Source organism: Nocardia sp. NPDC102475, assembly GCF_055584605.1.
In genome coordinates this window covers 210,003-224,791 of record NZ_JBVJLS010000001.1, presented here as the reverse complement: position 1 = coordinate 224,791, position 14,789 = coordinate 210,003, and the positions used below count along the sequence as shown (strand labels likewise).

General features: G+C 66.7%; 14 protein-coding genes. 6 read left to right on the top strand and 8 right to left on the bottom strand.

Going from position 1 to position 14,789, the window contains the following annotated elements; genetic code table 11:
* Positions 1-17: 17 nt before the first annotated feature.
* Both ACZ60G_RS01040 and ACZ60G_RS01035 read left to right on the top strand, forming a co-directional pair.
* The gene (locus tag ACZ60G_RS01040) at positions 18-740 is read left to right on the top strand and encodes a TIGR03089 family protein (RefSeq protein ID WP_465806138.1); all 723 of its coding nucleotides are present in this window, start codon (positions 18-20) and stop codon (positions 738-740) included.
* Between the two features lie 103 nt (positions 741-843).
* The gene (locus ACZ60G_RS01035; protein ID WP_465806136.1) at positions 844-2,157 is read left to right on the top strand and encodes a cytochrome P450; all 1,314 of its coding nucleotides are present in this window, start codon (positions 844-846) and stop codon (positions 2,155-2,157) included.
* Between the two features lie 3 nt (positions 2,158-2,160).
* Here ACZ60G_RS01035 and ACZ60G_RS01030 read toward each other — a convergent pair whose 3' ends face one another.
* Positions 2,161-3,177 carry an NAD(P)/FAD-dependent oxidoreductase gene (locus ACZ60G_RS01030; RefSeq protein WP_465806135.1) on the bottom strand — a complete coding sequence of 339 codons (1,017 nt, stop codon included), beginning with the start codon at positions 3,175-3,177 and terminating at the stop codon, positions 2,161-2,163.
* A 79-nt stretch (positions 3,178-3,256) separates the two neighbouring features.
* Here ACZ60G_RS01030 and ACZ60G_RS01025 point away from each other — a divergent pair, with 79 nt between their 5' ends.
* Complete coding sequence (locus ACZ60G_RS01025) at positions 3,257-3,844, top strand: helix-turn-helix domain-containing protein (protein ID WP_465806133.1); 588 nt, start codon at positions 3,257-3,259, stop codon at positions 3,842-3,844.
* A gap of 30 nt (positions 3,845-3,874) precedes the next feature.
* Here the strand turns inward: ACZ60G_RS01025 and ACZ60G_RS01020 are convergent, their stop codons facing one another.
* Positions 3,875-4,576: a response regulator gene (locus ACZ60G_RS01020; RefSeq protein WP_465806131.1), complete on the bottom strand. Its 702-nt coding sequence runs from the start codon at positions 4,574-4,576 to the stop codon at positions 3,875-3,877.
* Positions 4,573-6,144, bottom strand: coding sequence for a sensor histidine kinase (locus tag ACZ60G_RS01015; RefSeq protein WP_465806129.1), 1,572 nt, complete (start codon positions 6,142-6,144; stop codon positions 4,573-4,575). The genes ACZ60G_RS01020 and ACZ60G_RS01015 overlap by 4 nt, the downstream gene beginning before the upstream one ends.
* A gap of 134 nt (positions 6,145-6,278) precedes the next feature.
* Here ACZ60G_RS01015 and ACZ60G_RS01010 point away from each other — a divergent pair, with 134 nt between their 5' ends.
* On the top strand, positions 6,279-7,667 hold the full coding sequence (locus ACZ60G_RS01010) for a cation:dicarboxylate symporter family transporter (RefSeq protein ID WP_465806127.1): 1,389 nt from the start codon (positions 6,279-6,281) through the stop codon (positions 7,665-7,667).
* Positions 7,668-7,728: 61 nt separating this feature from the next.
* Here the strand turns inward: ACZ60G_RS01010 and ACZ60G_RS01005 are convergent, their stop codons facing one another.
* A complete protein-coding gene (locus ACZ60G_RS01005; protein WP_465806125.1) occupies positions 7,729-7,947 on the bottom strand; it encodes a DUF4287 domain-containing protein in 219 nt (72 codons plus the stop codon).
* A gap of 146 nt (positions 7,948-8,093) precedes the next feature.
* The gene (locus ACZ60G_RS01000) at positions 8,094-8,513 is read right to left on the bottom strand and encodes a DUF4267 domain-containing protein (protein WP_465806123.1); all 420 of its coding nucleotides are present in this window, start codon (positions 8,511-8,513) and stop codon (positions 8,094-8,096) included.
* A 101-nt stretch (positions 8,514-8,614) separates the two neighbouring features.
* Between ACZ60G_RS01000 and ACZ60G_RS00995 the strand changes: the two genes are divergently transcribed.
* Together ACZ60G_RS00995 and ACZ60G_RS00990 are read left to right on the top strand one after the other, a co-directional pair.
* Complete coding sequence (locus ACZ60G_RS00995) at positions 8,615-9,211, top strand: TetR/AcrR family transcriptional regulator (protein ID WP_465806122.1); 597 nt, start codon at positions 8,615-8,617, stop codon at positions 9,209-9,211.
* A gap of 35 nt (positions 9,212-9,246) precedes the next feature.
* Positions 9,247-10,710 (top strand): phytoene desaturase family protein, encoded by a 1,464-nt coding sequence (locus ACZ60G_RS00990; protein WP_465806120.1) that lies wholly within the window; start codon positions 9,247-9,249, stop codon positions 10,708-10,710.
* A gap of 55 nt (positions 10,711-10,765) precedes the next feature.
* On the opposite strand, the gene ACZ60G_RS00985 is transcribed toward ACZ60G_RS00990, so the two are convergent.
* The 3 genes from ACZ60G_RS00985 to ACZ60G_RS00975 form a co-directional block, all read right to left on the bottom strand.
* Positions 10,766-11,686 carry a cation diffusion facilitator family transporter gene (locus ACZ60G_RS00985; RefSeq protein WP_465806118.1) on the bottom strand — a complete coding sequence of 307 codons (921 nt, stop codon included), beginning with the start codon at positions 11,684-11,686 and terminating at the stop codon, positions 10,766-10,768.
* 374 nt (positions 11,687-12,060) lie between these two features.
* On the bottom strand, positions 12,061-13,281 hold the full coding sequence (gene manA, locus ACZ60G_RS00980) for a mannose-6-phosphate isomerase, class I (protein WP_465806116.1): 1,221 nt from the start codon (positions 13,279-13,281) through the stop codon (positions 12,061-12,063).
* On the bottom strand, positions 13,281-14,504 hold the full coding sequence (locus tag ACZ60G_RS00975; RefSeq protein ID WP_465806114.1) for a tobH protein: 1,224 nt from the start codon (positions 14,502-14,504) through the stop codon (positions 13,281-13,283). The genes manA and ACZ60G_RS00975 overlap by 1 nt, the downstream gene beginning before the upstream one ends.
* Positions 14,505-14,789 lie beyond the last annotated feature (285 nt).

Below are 14,789 nucleotides of genomic sequence, written 5' to 3'. Positions count from 1 at the left end.
CATGCGTGAATTGACCGATGCGTGACCACGACCACGTGCTGACGCTCACCGAGGCGCTACTCGATCCGATCCTCGAGCGCGACCCGGCCGGTCCGCGCGTCACCTACTACGACGACGCCACCGGCGCCCGGATCGAACTATCCGGGCTGACCCTGGCGAACTGGGCGGCCAAGACCGCCAATCTGATCCGCGACGAATTCGGGCTGAGCCCGGGTGCGCGCGTCGCGGTGCTGCTGCCCGCGCACTGGCAGACCGCCGCGGTGCTGCTCGGCTGCTGGTGGGCCGGGACCGAGGTAGTGCTCGGGCCCGATCCGGATGCCGATCTGGCGCTGGCGACCGCCGAACGATTGGACGAGACCGACGGTATTCCGGAGGTCGCCGCGCTCTCGCTGGATGCCTTCGGCATGCCGGTGCGGGATCTGCCGATCGGCATCACCGATTTCGCCACCTCCGTGCGGGTGCACGGCGACCAGTTCATGCCGCGCGGCGCCGGGGTGGCGCTGGATGGGATGCCGGTCTCCGAGGTGCTCGCCGAGGCCAGAAAATCCGCTGTGCTGCAAGGGTTTTCCGAGGGCGACCGGGTGCTGTCGAGCACTTCTTGGGATACCCCGGCCGAACTGATCGACGGGTTTGTCTCGGTGCTGGTGGCGGGGGCTTCGCTGGTGCAGGTGGTCAACCCGGATCCGGCGCTGCGCGAGCGGCGCATCGAATCCGAGCGGGTCACCGCGCAGCGCGGCTGAGCTCCTACCCTGGTATAGGTCGGCGTCCGACCATGGGACGTTCCACCCTGGCCGGGGAGTCCGTACGGTGGAATTGTCGCGCAACGATGGGGTTGGTGAAGTGATGAAGCCGCAGTATTGGTTCCGGTGGTTATCGGTGCAGGGTGCGCCGCGGTTGGCCCTGCGCACCCAGGCGCGGCGCGGTGATCCGTTCGCTCAACTGATGGGCGGGCCCGATGGTCTCGCCGATCCCTATCCGCTGATCGAGCGGCTGCGCGGACATGGGCGGCTGCAGCGCACCGCGATCGCGTGGGCGAGCTTCGACCACGAGCTGTGCCGAGCCGTGCTGCGGGACAGCCGATTCGGTGTGCGCACCACCGACACCTTCAATATTCCGAAGCCGCTGCAATTGCTCGCCGAGCGACTTCCCTTGCCGCCCAACCCGGTTGAGCCGCCATCCATGCTGGTCATCGACCCGCCCGAGCATACGCAGATGCGCAAGCCGGTCGCGTCGGCCTTCACCCCGCGTGCGATCCGCCGACTGCGGGAACGGGTCGAGACCGTCACCGAGGAACTGCTGGGTGCGCTGTCCTCGGGCGGTTCGGCCGATCTGATCGCGTCGTATGCCGCGCAGGTGCCGATCGCCATCATCTCGGAAATGCTCGGCTTCCCGGAAAAGGACCGAAAGCTGTTCCTGGACTGGGGCGATCGGATGACGCCGCTGCTCGATATCGGTATTTCCTGGCGGGCATTCCGGCGTGCGCTCGGTTCGATGGAGGTGATGAACGATTACCTCGACGGCCATATCGCGCGACTGCGCCGCGAGCCGGGCGACGACATTCTCAGCAGTCTGGTCACCTCGGGTGAACTCGATGATTTCGCCTTGAAGGCGACCGCGAGCCTGTTGATGGGCGCGGGTTTCGAGACCACGGTCAACCTGATCGGCAATGGCGTCGCCCAATTGGTCACGCATCCCGAACAATTGGATCGATTGCGCGCCGAACCGGATCTCTGGCCGAATGCGGTCGAAGAAGTGCTGCGCATCGATGCGCCGGTGCAGACGACGGCGCGAATCGCATCGACCGACTTGGAACTCGAGGGTGTGCAGCTGCACAAGCGCAATACCGTGGTGCTGTCACTGGCGGGCGCGAACCGCGATCCCGCCGTCTTCGCCGATCCGGATGTCTTCGATGTCGGCCGCTCGAATGCCAAGGAGCACTTGACATTCAGCAGCGGCATCCACGCTTGCCTCGGTGCGAGCCTGGCCCGGATGGAAGCCACCTACGCGCTGCAATCCTTGTTCGAGCGGTTCCCGGACCTGCAACTCGATGGGGCGCCGCAGCGTCGAAAGTTGTTCACGTTGCACGGATACGAGCGGATGCCGGTTCGGCTCGGTCGCCGGGCCGGCGCCCCGGCTCCCGAGCCGACGGCGGTCTGAGGGCTATATGCCGTGCCGACGGTCGCCCGTAACGGCCTCGCACAGTTGCGCTTCGGTTTCGGCGGAGAACGGTTCGCGGTAGGCGGCAACGGCTCGGCGGGTTTCCTCGGCGACCAGATCGGCGTTGATCTGAGCTCCGGCGGCCGCGCCTGCTGCTGCGGCCGCGCCGACCTGGGCCGTCAGGTCGGTGACATTGCCTGCGGCCCAGACGCCGGGCACATCGGTTCGGCCGGTGGCGTCGGTGGTGATGTATTCGCCGACGCCGGCCGGGTGTTCGGTCGGTTGCAGTCCGAGGGTTTCGAGGAAGTTCGCCCGGGCGACCATCCGTGAGCCGACCACCACGACCTCGCGGGCGATTACGGTGCCGTCGCTCAACCGCACTCCCGCGAGGCGGTCGTCGACGATCTCCAGCGCCGTCACTTCGCCGTGCACCACGCGGATGCCGCGGGCGTTCAACTCCTCCGACTGTTCGGCGGTCGGTGGCATGGTGTGCGAGAAGTACGTGACATCCGTGGTGAGCTGACGGAACAGCAGTGCCTGGTGCACCGCCATCGGGCCGGTGCCGAGCACACCGATGGCCTGGTCGCGGACCTCCCAGCCGTGGCAGTACGGGCAGTGGATCACATCGCGGCCCCAACGCTCCCGCAGTCCCGCGATCTCGGGTAGCTCGTCGACCAGACCGGTGGTCACCAAGAGCCGACGCGCCCGCACGGACCGGTCACCGAGGCACACCGCGAATCCGTCGCCATCCCGCGCGACCGCGATGACCTCGCCGTTCACCACATGTCCGCCATAGCCGCGGACCTCGGCCCGACCGCGTCCGAGCAATTCGCCCGGCGGCGTTCCGTCCCTGGCGAGCAGTCCGTGCACGCCCTCGGCCGGGGCATTACGCGGTTGCTCGGCATCGATCACAGCCACTGACCGTCGCATCCTGGCAAGCATCAGCGCGCCGCTCAATCCGGCCGCGCCACCGCCGATCACCACCACGTCATAGCCGTCTTTCAACTGATCGGTCACCATGACCACCTCCTCTAGAAGACCATGCGGACCGTTCGCCGATATTGGCAAACAAACATGCCGATATGGCAATCTGGTTGGCATGGACAACGACCTCGGCCAAGCCCTCGACGCGGTCGGACCTCGGTTACGCGCGCTGCGCCGCCAGCGCGAAACCACACTGGCCGACCTCTCGACGGACACCGGCATCTCGGTGAGCACCCTGTCGCGCCTGGAATCCGGTGCCCGCCGCCCAACCCTCGAATTACTGTTGCCGCTGGCCAAGGCGCACGGCGTCACCCTCGACGAACTCGTCGACGCCCCACCCACCGGCGACCCGCGCATCCACCTGCGCCCGACCACCCGCCACGGCATGACCTACTTGCCCCTGACCCGCCGAGCGGGCGGCATCCAGGCCTACAAACTGGTGATCCCCCCGAATATCCGCCGCGAGCCCGACCCACGAACCCATGAGGGCTACGAATGGCTCTACGTCCTCAACGGACGCCTCCGCCTGATCCTCGGCGAACACGATGTAGTCCTCACCCCCGGCGAAGCCGCCGAATTCGACACCCGCGTCCCGCACTGGTTCGGCACCGCAGGCCCGGATCCTGTCGAATTCCTGAGCCTTTTCGGCAAACAAGGCGAACGCGCCCACCTCCGCACCACCCCCAAACCCCGCCCGGACTAACAAACCGCACTGTCCATCCGGAATAGCGATTTATTCCGGGCGGATTTTCCAGGTGTAGCGGGTTTTGGGGCGGCCGGCTCGGCCGTAGTCGGATTTGCGGTCGACGAGGCCGTCTTCGGCCAGCTTTTCCAAGTAGCGCCAGGCTGTGATGCGTGAAACGCCGACGGTGCTGGCGGTGTCGGCGGCGGTGAGTCCGCCGGGGGCGTCGCGGACGGTGCGGGAGATTTCGTCCAGGGTTTGGGGGGCAACGCCTTTGGGGGCGGTGGCGCGTTGGTCGGAGGTGCGTAGGGCGCCGAGGGCGCGGTCGATGTCCTGCTGGGAGATGGCGGTTTCGCCCGCGGGCAGGGCGGTGCGGAATTCGCGGTAGCGTTCGAGTTTGTCGCGGAAGGCGGCGAAGGTGAACGGTTTCAGCAGGTAGAGGACCACGCCGTAGGAGACTGCGGTGCGCACCATGGCCAGGTCGCGGGCCGAGGTGATGGCAATGACGTCGGGGCGCGGTGCGAGGCCGGTCAGGGCGGCGGCCACATCGAGGCCGCTGGCATCTGGAAGTCCGATATCCATGAGCACCAGGTCGATCGGCGCATTCTCGGCGGCGGCATCGGCGGCGGCGCGCATGGCCTCGCGACCGGTGTGCGCGACCGCGACCGCGCTGAAGCCCGGAATCCGTTCGACGTAGGCGCGGTGCGCCTCGGCGATCAATGGCTCGTCCTCGACGATCAACACTCGGATCATCGCGCATCCTTTCGTGGGATCGTCACGGTCACGGCACTTTCCGGATCGCGTTCGGTGCCGATCACGCCGCCGTGCCGGTCGACAAGGCGATGGACCAGTGCCAGCCCGAGGCCATGATGGTCGGCCTTGGTGGAGTAGCCGCGTTCGGCGGCGCGGGCGAAGGTTTGCGCCGACATTCCGGGCCCACTGTCCGCGACGCGCACATACAGTGCCGAATCATGCTGGCGCACAGTCACTTCCACCCATCCGGCGTCACCTTCGGCAGCCGCGTCGATGGCATTGTCGATCAGATTGCCCACCAGCGTCACCGTCTCCTGCGCGGACAGCGGCGCGGTCGAGTCGAGCGCCGTATCCTCGGTGATCGTCAGCTCGATGCCGCGCTCGGCGGCCTGGTTCACCTTGCCGAGCAGCAGTGCCGCAAGTGCGGGATCACCGACCGAGGTGAGCAGCCGATCGATAAGGGCTTGGGACAGTTGAAGTTCCGCGGTCGCGAACTCCACCGCTTCACGATAGCGTCCCAACTCGACCATGGTGATGACGGTGTGCAGCCGGTTGGCCGATTCGTGTGCCTGCGCGCGCAGCGATTCCGCGAAACCGCGCACCGAGTCGAGTTCGCCCATCACGGTGCGCAATTCGGTGTGGTCGCGAATGGTGATCACGGTGCCGATCGGTCGCCGCGCCCAGGTGACGACATCCTGATTGACCAGCAGAATCCGATCCGTGGTCACATGCATCTCGTCGCGGACCACCCCCCAGCTCATCCGCTGCATCGAGATCGGCAGATCCGCGCGCGCGACGGGCCCATCGGGCAGATCGAGCAGCCTGCGCGCCTCATCGTTGACGACTTCCGCACCGTCATTGTTCGGACCGAACACCACCAGGCCCTCATGGATCGAATGCAGCACCGCATCGTGCTGTTCGTACATCGTGCGCAGCTCATCCGGCGCGAGACCGTGCGTCTGCCGGCGAATCCGGCGACTCAGCAGGAACGAACCCGCCGCCGCGACCAACAGACCCGCCGCGGCAACGCCGAGAATCAACGGCAATTGCGTGCCGACCTGAGCGCCGATCCGCGCCCGCGTCACGCCCGCCGACACCAACGCGACGATGCGCCCGTCGTCGTAGACCGGTGTGACCGCTCGAATGGAGGGACCGAGCGTTCCGGAAAACGTCTCGGTGAACGTCTCCCCGGCAAGTGCCCGATCGATATTGCCGCTGAACGGCTGCCCGATGCGTTCGGGTGTGGTGTGGGTGTACCGGGTCCGATCCGGCGCCATCACCACGATGAAGTCCATCCCGGTCGCCAGGCGGGTCCGTTCGGTCACTGGTTGCAGCAGGGCGGTGGGGTTGGAGGTGCGTAGCGCTTCGAGGGTGGAGGGCGCCTGTGCGACGGTCACCGCGACATCGGTGACCTCGCGCGAGGTGGTGACATCGCTGTGGTGCCTGGTGTCCAGTACGGCTAGCACCGCCCCGATTCCGATAACCAACCCGAGCACCACGAGCTGGAGCACGAAGGCTTGTCCGGCCAGCGATAGCCGACCGCGTCCCCCGTGTTTCTCACCGCGCAACGCTTTCTTTCCCTCGTGCCATTTTGAACGTAATGCACCAAAGCGTGACCGCCATCACCTCTAGCAGCCAACATTGTGCACGTGAGGGCGTGAGCCACCTCACGCCGGTACCACTTGAAGAGGACTTCACCCGCATGAGCGATAGCACCGACCGAACAACGGACACCGCCGAAACACGACAGCGGCCGGTGCCACGCGACCGCACCCATTGGCTTTATCTGGCCGTCATCGTCGCCGTCATCGCGGGAATTCTGGTCGGCTGGAAGGCCCCCGAATTCGGTCAGGACGTCGGTCCGCTCGGCACGATGTTCGTCAATCTGATCAAGATGATGATCGCGCCGGTCATCTTCTGCACCATTGTGCTCGGCATCGGCTCGGTGCGTTCGGCCGCCAATGTCGGCAAGGTGGGCGGGCTTGCGCTCGGCTACTTCCTGGTCATGTCGACAGTTGCGCTCGGCATCGGCATGGTCGTCGGCAACCTGCTGGAGCCGGGCTCCGGCATGAACATCGCCAAGACCGCCAACCAGGGCACGAAGCTGGCCGATCAGGCGCATGCCGCGGGTGGTACCTGGGAGTTCATCCAGAGCGTCATTCCGACCACGCTGCTGTCCTCGCTGACCACCGGCAGTGTGCTGCAGGCGCTGTTCATCGCGCTTCTGGTCGGGTTTGCGCTGCAGGCGATGGGGAAGACGGGCGAGCCGATCCTGCGCGGTGTCGCATCGCTGCAGAAGCTGGTGTTCCGGATTCTGTCGATGATCCTGTGGCTGGCCCCGATCGGTGCGTTCGGCGCGATCGCGAATGTGGTCGGCAAGACCGGACTCGATGCGGTCAAGCAACTCGCACTGCTGATGGTCGCGTTCTACCTGACCTGTCTGGTGTTCATCTTCGGCGTACTCGGCGTGCTGCTGTGGAGCGTGTCGCGGGTTTCGGTCTTCAAGCTGGTCCGCTACCTGGCGCGGGAGTACCTGCTGATCCTCGGTACCTCGTCCTCGGAGTCGGCGCTGCCGCGGCTGATCGCCAAGATGGAGCACCTCGGCGTCGAACGGACCACGGTCGGTGTCGTTGTGCCGACCGGATACTCGTTCAATTTGGACGGCACCGCCATCTACCTGACCATGGCGTCGCTGTTCATCGCCGATGCGATGGGCAAACCGCTCAGCGTCGGGGAACAGGTCGGCCTGCTGTTGTTCATGATCGTCGCTTCCAAGGGCGCGGCCGGTGTCACCGGCGCAGGTCTGGCCACGCTGGCCGGCGGATTGCAGAGCCATCGTCCCGAACTGCTCGACGGCGTCGGCCTCATCGTCGGTATCGACCGTTTCATGTCGGAAGCCCGTGCGCTGACCAACTTCTCGGGCAACGCCATCGCCACGGTGCTGGTCGGCACCTGGACCAAGACCGTCGATGTGGATCGGGTCCACACGGTCCTCGATCGCAAACTGCCCTTCGACGAGCGGACCATGGTCGACGATGACCATGGCCCGCGGCCGCAGCAGGACGACACCAAGGATCTGGTTTCGGCATAGCTGTACCCGTATAACGAAGGGGCCCGCAGGATCTGCGGGCCCCTTCGTGGTGTCGGTGGGATCAGTCGGCCCACTTCTCCGGATTCAGATAGTGCTGGGCGATCGCGGTGGCGTGGCCGTGGCCGAAGCTGTGCTCGGACTTCAGCCATTCGACGATTTCCTTGTGCGAGGCCAGATTCGACGCGCGCACGGCGGACTTCCACTCGTCGATGGTGCGACCGTATTTGGCCTCGATCGACGGGAAGTAGGACGCGGGCCCCTTGGGCTTGGTCGTTGCCATGTTCGTCTCCTCTGTTCTTGCGTTCAGCGATATGGACGGGGCCGATCGCCGAAACTCATCGGTGCGATCCGGATTGTGTGCCGGATCGCGAACACCGCCGCCTACCACGCGATTTGCGAGGTCGGCGGCGGTTTCGGAACCGGTGATCAGGCGTTGACCTCGGCGCGTTCCGGTCGATTCGCGACAGTCCGCTCGCGGATCAGCAGGACACCGGTCACGGCGACCAGTGCGGCGGTCAGCCCGTGGATGCCGAAGGCTGCCGCGGTGGATCCGCCCCAGCTGAGCACGGTGAGCATGTCGCCGATCGGGATCAATGCGATGACGAGGGTGACGATGCCGAGGGCGTAGCGCTGCTTGGTGGCGAGCAGCACCAGGATGATCAGCCCGGAGACGGTATCGCGGACGCCCTTGAGATTCATGAACGCGACCGCGTCGCCCTTCGGCCATTCCGGAAGGCCGAATCCGGTGGCAATGGTTTCCGGCGTGACCAGGTAGCTGATGCCGATGTAGAGGATGAAGGCCGCGCCGATGAGGGAAAGGGCGGTGGCGATGCGCGAGATGGTCACGGGTGCTCCTCGAACTATTGCTCTGAAATCTAGCGACGCTAGGTCTTCGAGCTACATTAATGGAGCCGCGATAGTTTGTCTAGCGCTGCTAGAATTTCGCTATGACCCCGCAGAGCCGCAAAGAACGCGAACGAGCCGAACGACATCAGCGCATCATCGACACCGCACGTGAACTCGCCGAAACCTCGGGCTGGGAGGCAGTGACCGTGCGTCGCCTGGCCGAACGAATCGAATACAGCCAGCCGGTGCTCTACAGCCATTTCACGGGTAAGGCGGCGATCGTATCGGCTGTCGCCGAGCAGGGAATCACCGAACTCACCGCCCGGCTGCGGGAGAGGCGGGCGGCGGCGCAGGATCCGGTCGCGGTACTCGAGGCCGTCGTGCGCGGTTACCTGGACTTCGCCACCGAGAACCCGGCCCGCTATGACGCGATGTTCGTCCTCGATACCGAACTCAACTTCGGCAACGACGCACCACAGGCGCTGCGCGATGCGTTCGGTGAGATCCAGAGCGCATACGCGCCGTTCGCTGGCGAGTTCGATCTACAGGCGGGCACCGAGGTGGTCTGGAGCACGTTGCACGGCATCGCCACCCTGGATCGCAGCGGTCGCCTGGTCGACGACCTGCGCGAAGAGCGCATCCGGGTGCTGCTCGGCCAGTGGACGCGTCAGGGCGTGCGCGATACCTCGCGCGGATAACGGCACGGTGCGGGTCGGCCCGGCAGAATCGAGGTATGCCTGATGTCGTCGTGGTCGGTTCCGGTCCCAACGGTCTGGCCGCGGCGGTGATCCTGGCCCGTGCCGGTCTCACCGTCGAGGTGTACGAGGCGCAGGCCGCCGCGGGCGGCGGGAGCCGCACCGCCGAGCTGACGCTGCCCGGATATCGGCACGATGTCTGCGCCGGTGCGCATCCGATGGCGTTGGCGTCGCCGTTCTTTCGCGCCTTCGATCTGGCCGCGCACGGTGTCGAACTGCTCGCGCCCGAGGTGTCCTACGCGCATCCGCTCGACGGGGGGAAGGCCGGGGTGGCCTGGCGCGATCTGGACCGCACCGCCGCTGGTCTCGGTCGTGACGGGGTCGCATGGCGTGCGCTCTTCGAACCGATGGTCCGACATTGGCAGCAGGTCGTGGATTTGGCGATGTCGGATCTGCGCCGTCCGCCCGCCGACCTGCTGACCGGACTGCGCTTCGCACTGCGGGTGCTCGAGCAGGGTTCGCCCCTGTGGAATCTACGATTTCGCGAGCAGGCGGCACCGGCACTGCTGACCGGCGTTGCCACGCATGCGATCACACCGCCGCGCGCCATCCCCGCGGCCGGCGCGGGCATGCTACTGGCGACACTCGCGCACGCTGGTGGCTGGGTGCTGCCACGCGGTGGCAGCCAGGCCATTCCGGATGCGTTGATCGCCGAACTCGAACGCCTCGGCGGCAAGCTCGTCACCGGACACCGCGTCGAATCGCTCGACGAATTCGGCGGCGCGCGTGCGGTTGTGCTCGATACCGCGCCCGCCGAACTGCTGCGCATGGCGGGGGACCGGCTGCCGAATCATTACGCAAAGGGTTTGCGCCGCTTCCGTTATGGCGGCGCGGCCTGCAAGGTCGACTTCGCGCTGTCCGGGCCGGTGCCATGGCAGGCACCGGGCTGTGCACTCGCCGGGACACTGCACCTGGTCGGCACCCGCGCGGAGGCAATGACCGCCGAAAAGACAATCGCCGCGGGACAACACGCGGATCGTCCGTATGTCCTCGCCATTCAGCCGGGCGTGGTCGACCCGACGCGGGCACCGGCGGGCGGCCACACGCTCTACAGCTACGCCCACGTCCCGAACAACTCCGCCCGCGATATCAGCGCCGCCGTCATCGCCCAGGTGGAACGCTTCGCCCCGGGTTTCACCGATCTGATCCTGGCCAAGAATGTCGTCACCGGCGCCGAAATGCCGACGCATAATGCCAACTACATCGGCGGCGATATCTCCGCGGGCGCGATGACCCTGCGCCAGTTCGCCTTCCGCCCGGTCCCGCGCTGGAACCCTTACGCCACACCACTACCCGGCGTCTACCTCTGCTCCGCCTCGACCCCGCCGGGCCCCGGTGTCCACGGCATGTCCGGTGTGCATGCCGCGCGGCACGTGCTGCGCACGGAGTTCGGCATTCACACCAACCCACTGGATCTGCTGCGCACACCGAATCCCGCCTGAGCATGCACTTTTCGCGGGCCGGATTGCGCGGTAGGACGCGCGGGCGATCACCGAATCAGGCCCGCGGCGTCCGGTACAGGTCGGGTTCCAGATACATCACCCGTGCGGCGGGCACGGCCGCCCGCACCCTGGCCTCGGCGTCATCGATGGCCGCGGCGATGTCCTCGATATCCAGATCGGGCACGATCGAGATCTTGGCCGCGACCAGGATCTCCTCCGGCCCGAGGTACTGCGTCTTGAGGTGGATCACCCGGTCGATGCGCTTGCCGTCGACCAGATTGGCCCGGATCGCCCTGTCCTCCTCCGGCGTCGCACCCTCACCGATGAGCAGGCTCTGCATCTCCACGATCAGGATCAGCGCGATGACCCCGAGCAGTGCGCCGATGGCGAGAGTGCCGATGCCGTCCCAGACCGGGTCATCGGTGAGCATGGTCAGCCCGACCGCCGCGAATGCGAAGACCAGACCGATCAGCGCGCCGGTGTCCTCCAGCAGCACCACCGGCAGTTCCGGACTGCGCGAATTGCGGATGAACCGCCACCAGCTCGAATTGCCTTTGAGCGGGATGGATTCCCGCATCGCCGTCATGAAGCTGTAGCCCTCGAGGCAGATCGCGATGAACAGGATGACGATCGCGACAATCGGATTGCTCAGCTCCTCCGGATGCTGAACCTTGTGGATGCCCTCGTAGATGGCATAGATCGAGCCGAGGGTGAACAGCACCAGCGCAACGATGAACGAATAGAAGTAGCGATTGCGCCCGTATCCGAACGGGTGCAGTTCATCGGCATCCTGTGCGGCGCGGCGCTGACCGAGCAGCAGCAGCCCCTGGTTGGCGGTGTCCGCGACCGAGTGCACCGCCTCGGCCAGCATCGATCCGGAACCGGTGATGAACGCGCCGACGAACTTCGCCGCCGCGATCCCCGCGTTCGCCGACAATGCGGCGAGAATCGCCTTTTTGCCACCACCAGCCGACATCTACGTAGGTCCTCCTGTGTCCGATATGCAGCGCCTGCGGCGCTGCGTGTTCGCGGCCCCCTGGTGTCTCGCGTCCGACCCTTTCGAGCGACCTGCAAGCAGTCGCTAGCGGCCCCTTCCGAGCGACCTGCAAGCAGTCGCTAGCGGCCCCTTCCGAGCGACCTGCAAGCAGTCGCTAGCGGCCCCTTTCGAGCGACCTGCAAGCAGTCGCTAGCGGCGTGACCGAGACTTGCGACTTCGTCGCATGCGCTTCGGCCACTCGGACGCGAGACGGGCCGCGAACGTCGCTCGTAAGACTCGCTCCGTTGTGGTCCGGTTAGGAGGCCCGTCGAACGAACAGCCTAAGGCAGCAGACGAACAAACTGGGCAACAGGTCAGTTCGAGCCACCGACGCAGGCGCAGAACAACTGGGCGTCGCTGTCGACGGCCTGGGCGCGAATCTCGGTGTCGGCCGCCGATATCCACGCTGCCGCGCCGCGTTCCAGCACCAGCTCGCTCACCCCTTGCAACAGCCGCACCGTGCCCGCCGTGCACAGCACGATTCCCGGTCCCGCGGATGTCAGCGGCACCTGCCCGGATCCCGCGGTCAGGTCGAACCGCCGCAGCGCGAACTCCGGCGCGGGTGTCCGATAGTGCACCGACCCGTCACCCGCCGGTTTCGGCAGCACCACCGGCAGATCGATCGGCTCGAAGTCCAGCACCCGCAGCAACTCCGGCACATCGACATGCTTGGGCGTGAGACCACCGCGCAGCACATTGTCGGAGTTGGCCATGATCTCCACACCGAGTCCGCGCAGATACGCGTGCAGATTGCCCGCCGCGAGGAACAGTCCCTGTCCCGGTTCCAGTGTCAGCCGATTGAGCAGCAGCGCGGCCAGCACACCGGCGTCGCCCGGATATGCCTCGGCGAGTTCGAGTGTGGTGCGCGCCTCGGCGGTGAACGCCCGGGCGCCCTTCACCGAGAGATAGCGCACGCATCCGTCGAGCACCTGGGGAAGCAGGGTGCCGAGGACATTCTGTGGCAGTGTGATCCAGGTCGTGAACAGCGTCCGCAGCCCGGCCGAATCGGGTTGGGCGGCAAGTAGATCCGCATATGAGCGCAGTCCCGGCACATCCAGTGCGCGCAGCAGCTCGACCGTGCGATGTGGATCCCGGAACCCGGCCAGCGCCTCGAACCGGTCCAGCGCGACAACCAATTCCGGCTTGTGGTTCTCGTCGCGATAGTTGCGCATCGGCGAATCCAGCGGCACCCGCGCGTGGTTCTCGCGCTCGAATCCGGCCCGCGCCTGCGCCGAACTCGGATGCGCCTGCAGCGATAGCGGTTCCTCGGCGGCCAGGATCTTCAACAGGAACGGCAGCCGCCCGCCGAATTCCGGTGCGGCGGGCCCGAGTTCACGCTCCGGATCGTCCGCGACCAATTCCAGCAGTGAGCGGGTGCTGTTCTCCAAGCGGACATGCGCCGGATCGGCGGGATGCGCGCCGAACCACAGCTCCGCCTCCGGATGCGCGGAAGGGACCGGTCGGCCGCACAACTGAGCGAGTGCGGTGCGTGAACCCCAGGCATAGGAACGCAGCGCACCAACGAGTTCGTGCACTAGTAGTGTCCCCCGTCGAGCTGTTCCGTGGACTGTGTCGCACCGCTGCGCGGGCCGATCAACCGCAGATAGGCGGCGGCCATCTCCAAGCGCAGCGCGAGCACCGCGAGTTGTTCGAGTTCGCTGGCATGGGCAGCGGTGCCGGGCATCGGCGCGCCCGACTCGTCCACCCTGGAAGACACGGGCGCGGTGGGATCGGTGAGCGAAGTGTGCAGCAACTCGATATCCGCGCTCACCAGATCGGCGTCGACCAGACCCGATCTGGTGCCGCCGAAGACGGCAAGCCGACGCCGCGCCGCAGCCTGATCCAGATCCGCGCTGAGCACGAACACCCGCATGCGCTCCACCGGCGCCGGTCCGTCGAGTTCCTCGTCGTGGAACAGCGGATCGAAGTTCGGCGCGGATTCGCCTGCGGCCTCGACCATTCGGGGGTTGGCGGCCACGGCCTCGGCCAGATCCACCGCGGTGGCGACCTTGCCCGCCGACTGCAACAGCACCTCGGCGCCGTGCTCGGCGAGTTCGCTGGCAGCCGGGGAGTCCCCGGCCAGCACGACGGCGCGCTGCTGCATGCGCGCGGCCAGCGTCTTGGCCGGATTGTGGAAGACCTCGTTGTGCGGGCCGTCGCGCAATGCCTCGGCATCGAGCACATCGGCCAGCTCGGTCAGATCGGGTACGACCGCGCCGGAGCGGGTCGGATCGACTATGCGCAGCACCGCGATACAGGCGGCGAGGAAACGCAGCAGCCGATTGTGGTCCAGTACCGGAATCCGCGGCTCCAGCAGTGAGGTACGCCCGGCCGCCGCGGCCCGCAGCGGACCTTCGTGCGGCGCGGCGACCACAACCTCCGCGCCCCGGCGCTGTGCCCGGTCGACCGCATCGATGAGCCGGGGATCGCCCGCGTCGTCACCCGCGACGAGCACCACGTCCAGCGGGCCGACCCATGGCGGAAGGGCAGCGACCGGGACCACGGGTATGCCGGCACGGTCGCCGAGTGCGGCGACGATCAGACTCGCGGCGCGTGCGGCCCGGCCCGAGCCGGAGACCAACACCACGCTGCGTGGTCGCAGATCCGCGAGGCGCGCGAGTGCGTCCTCACCGACTGCTGCTGCGGTCGCGCGTACCTGCGCGCCGCCGGATGCCGCGGAACGCAGGGCGCCGCCGACATCGGCGGCCTCGAGCGAAGCGGCATCGTCGAGGTCGAGCACCGGTGTTCCAGCGATCATCGGGCGTCCCACCTCCCCTCATCGCGCTGTGTGCGGTCCCGCCCTGCTCCCACCCGGGCTGTCGACTCGTATTGATCGACACGGGTGCCCGGGTCGGGCGAATCCAACGTCTGTAATTCCACTATTCCAGTCAGGAGCGAACGATGCTCAGAATCGCGGTATCGGGCTGAGCCGTCCCCCTTCCTCGGGCGTCGAATCGTGAGCCTGCGCGTCCATTCCGGCTGTGATTCCACTATCCCAGTCAGGACCGGACGATGCTCAGGATCTCGGTATCGGGCTGAGCCG

Excerpts from the sequence above, each read along its gene's own strand:
- ACZ60G_RS01020 (WP_465806131.1), bottom strand. The coding sequence starts at position 4,576 with ATGATCCGAGTGTTGATCGTCGAGGACGAGCCATTGATCGCCGAGGCG.
- ACZ60G_RS00985 (WP_465806118.1), bottom strand. The coding sequence starts at position 11,686 with ATGTCGGCTGGTGGTGGCAAAAAGGCGATTCTCGCCGCATTGTCGGCG.
- ACZ60G_RS01035 (WP_465806136.1), top strand. The coding sequence starts at position 844 with ATGAAGCCGCAGTATTGGTTCCGGTGGTTATCGGTGCAGGGTGCGCCG.
- ACZ60G_RS01040 (WP_465806138.1), top strand. The coding sequence starts at position 18 with ATGCGTGACCACGACCACGTGCTGACGCTCACCGAGGCGCTACTCGAT.
- ACZ60G_RS00995 (WP_465806122.1), top strand. The coding sequence starts at position 8,615 with ATGACCCCGCAGAGCCGCAAAGAACGCGAACGAGCCGAACGACATCAG.
- ACZ60G_RS00975 (WP_465806114.1), bottom strand. The coding sequence starts at position 14,504 with ATGATCGCTGGAACACCGGTGCTCGACCTCGACGATGCCGCTTCGCTC.
- ACZ60G_RS01005 (WP_465806125.1), bottom strand. The coding sequence starts at position 7,947 with ATGGCAACGACCAAGCCCAAGGGGCCCGCGTCCTACTTCCCGTCGATC.
- ACZ60G_RS01025 (WP_465806133.1), top strand. The coding sequence starts at position 3,257 with ATGGACAACGACCTCGGCCAAGCCCTCGACGCGGTCGGACCTCGGTTA.
- ACZ60G_RS00990 (WP_465806120.1), top strand. The coding sequence starts at position 9,247 with ATGCCTGATGTCGTCGTGGTCGGTTCCGGTCCCAACGGTCTGGCCGCG.
- ACZ60G_RS01010 (WP_465806127.1), top strand. The coding sequence starts at position 6,279 with ATGAGCGATAGCACCGACCGAACAACGGACACCGCCGAAACACGACAG.
- ACZ60G_RS01030 (WP_465806135.1), bottom strand. The coding sequence starts at position 3,177 with ATGGTGACCGATCAGTTGAAAGACGGCTATGACGTGGTGGTGATCGGC.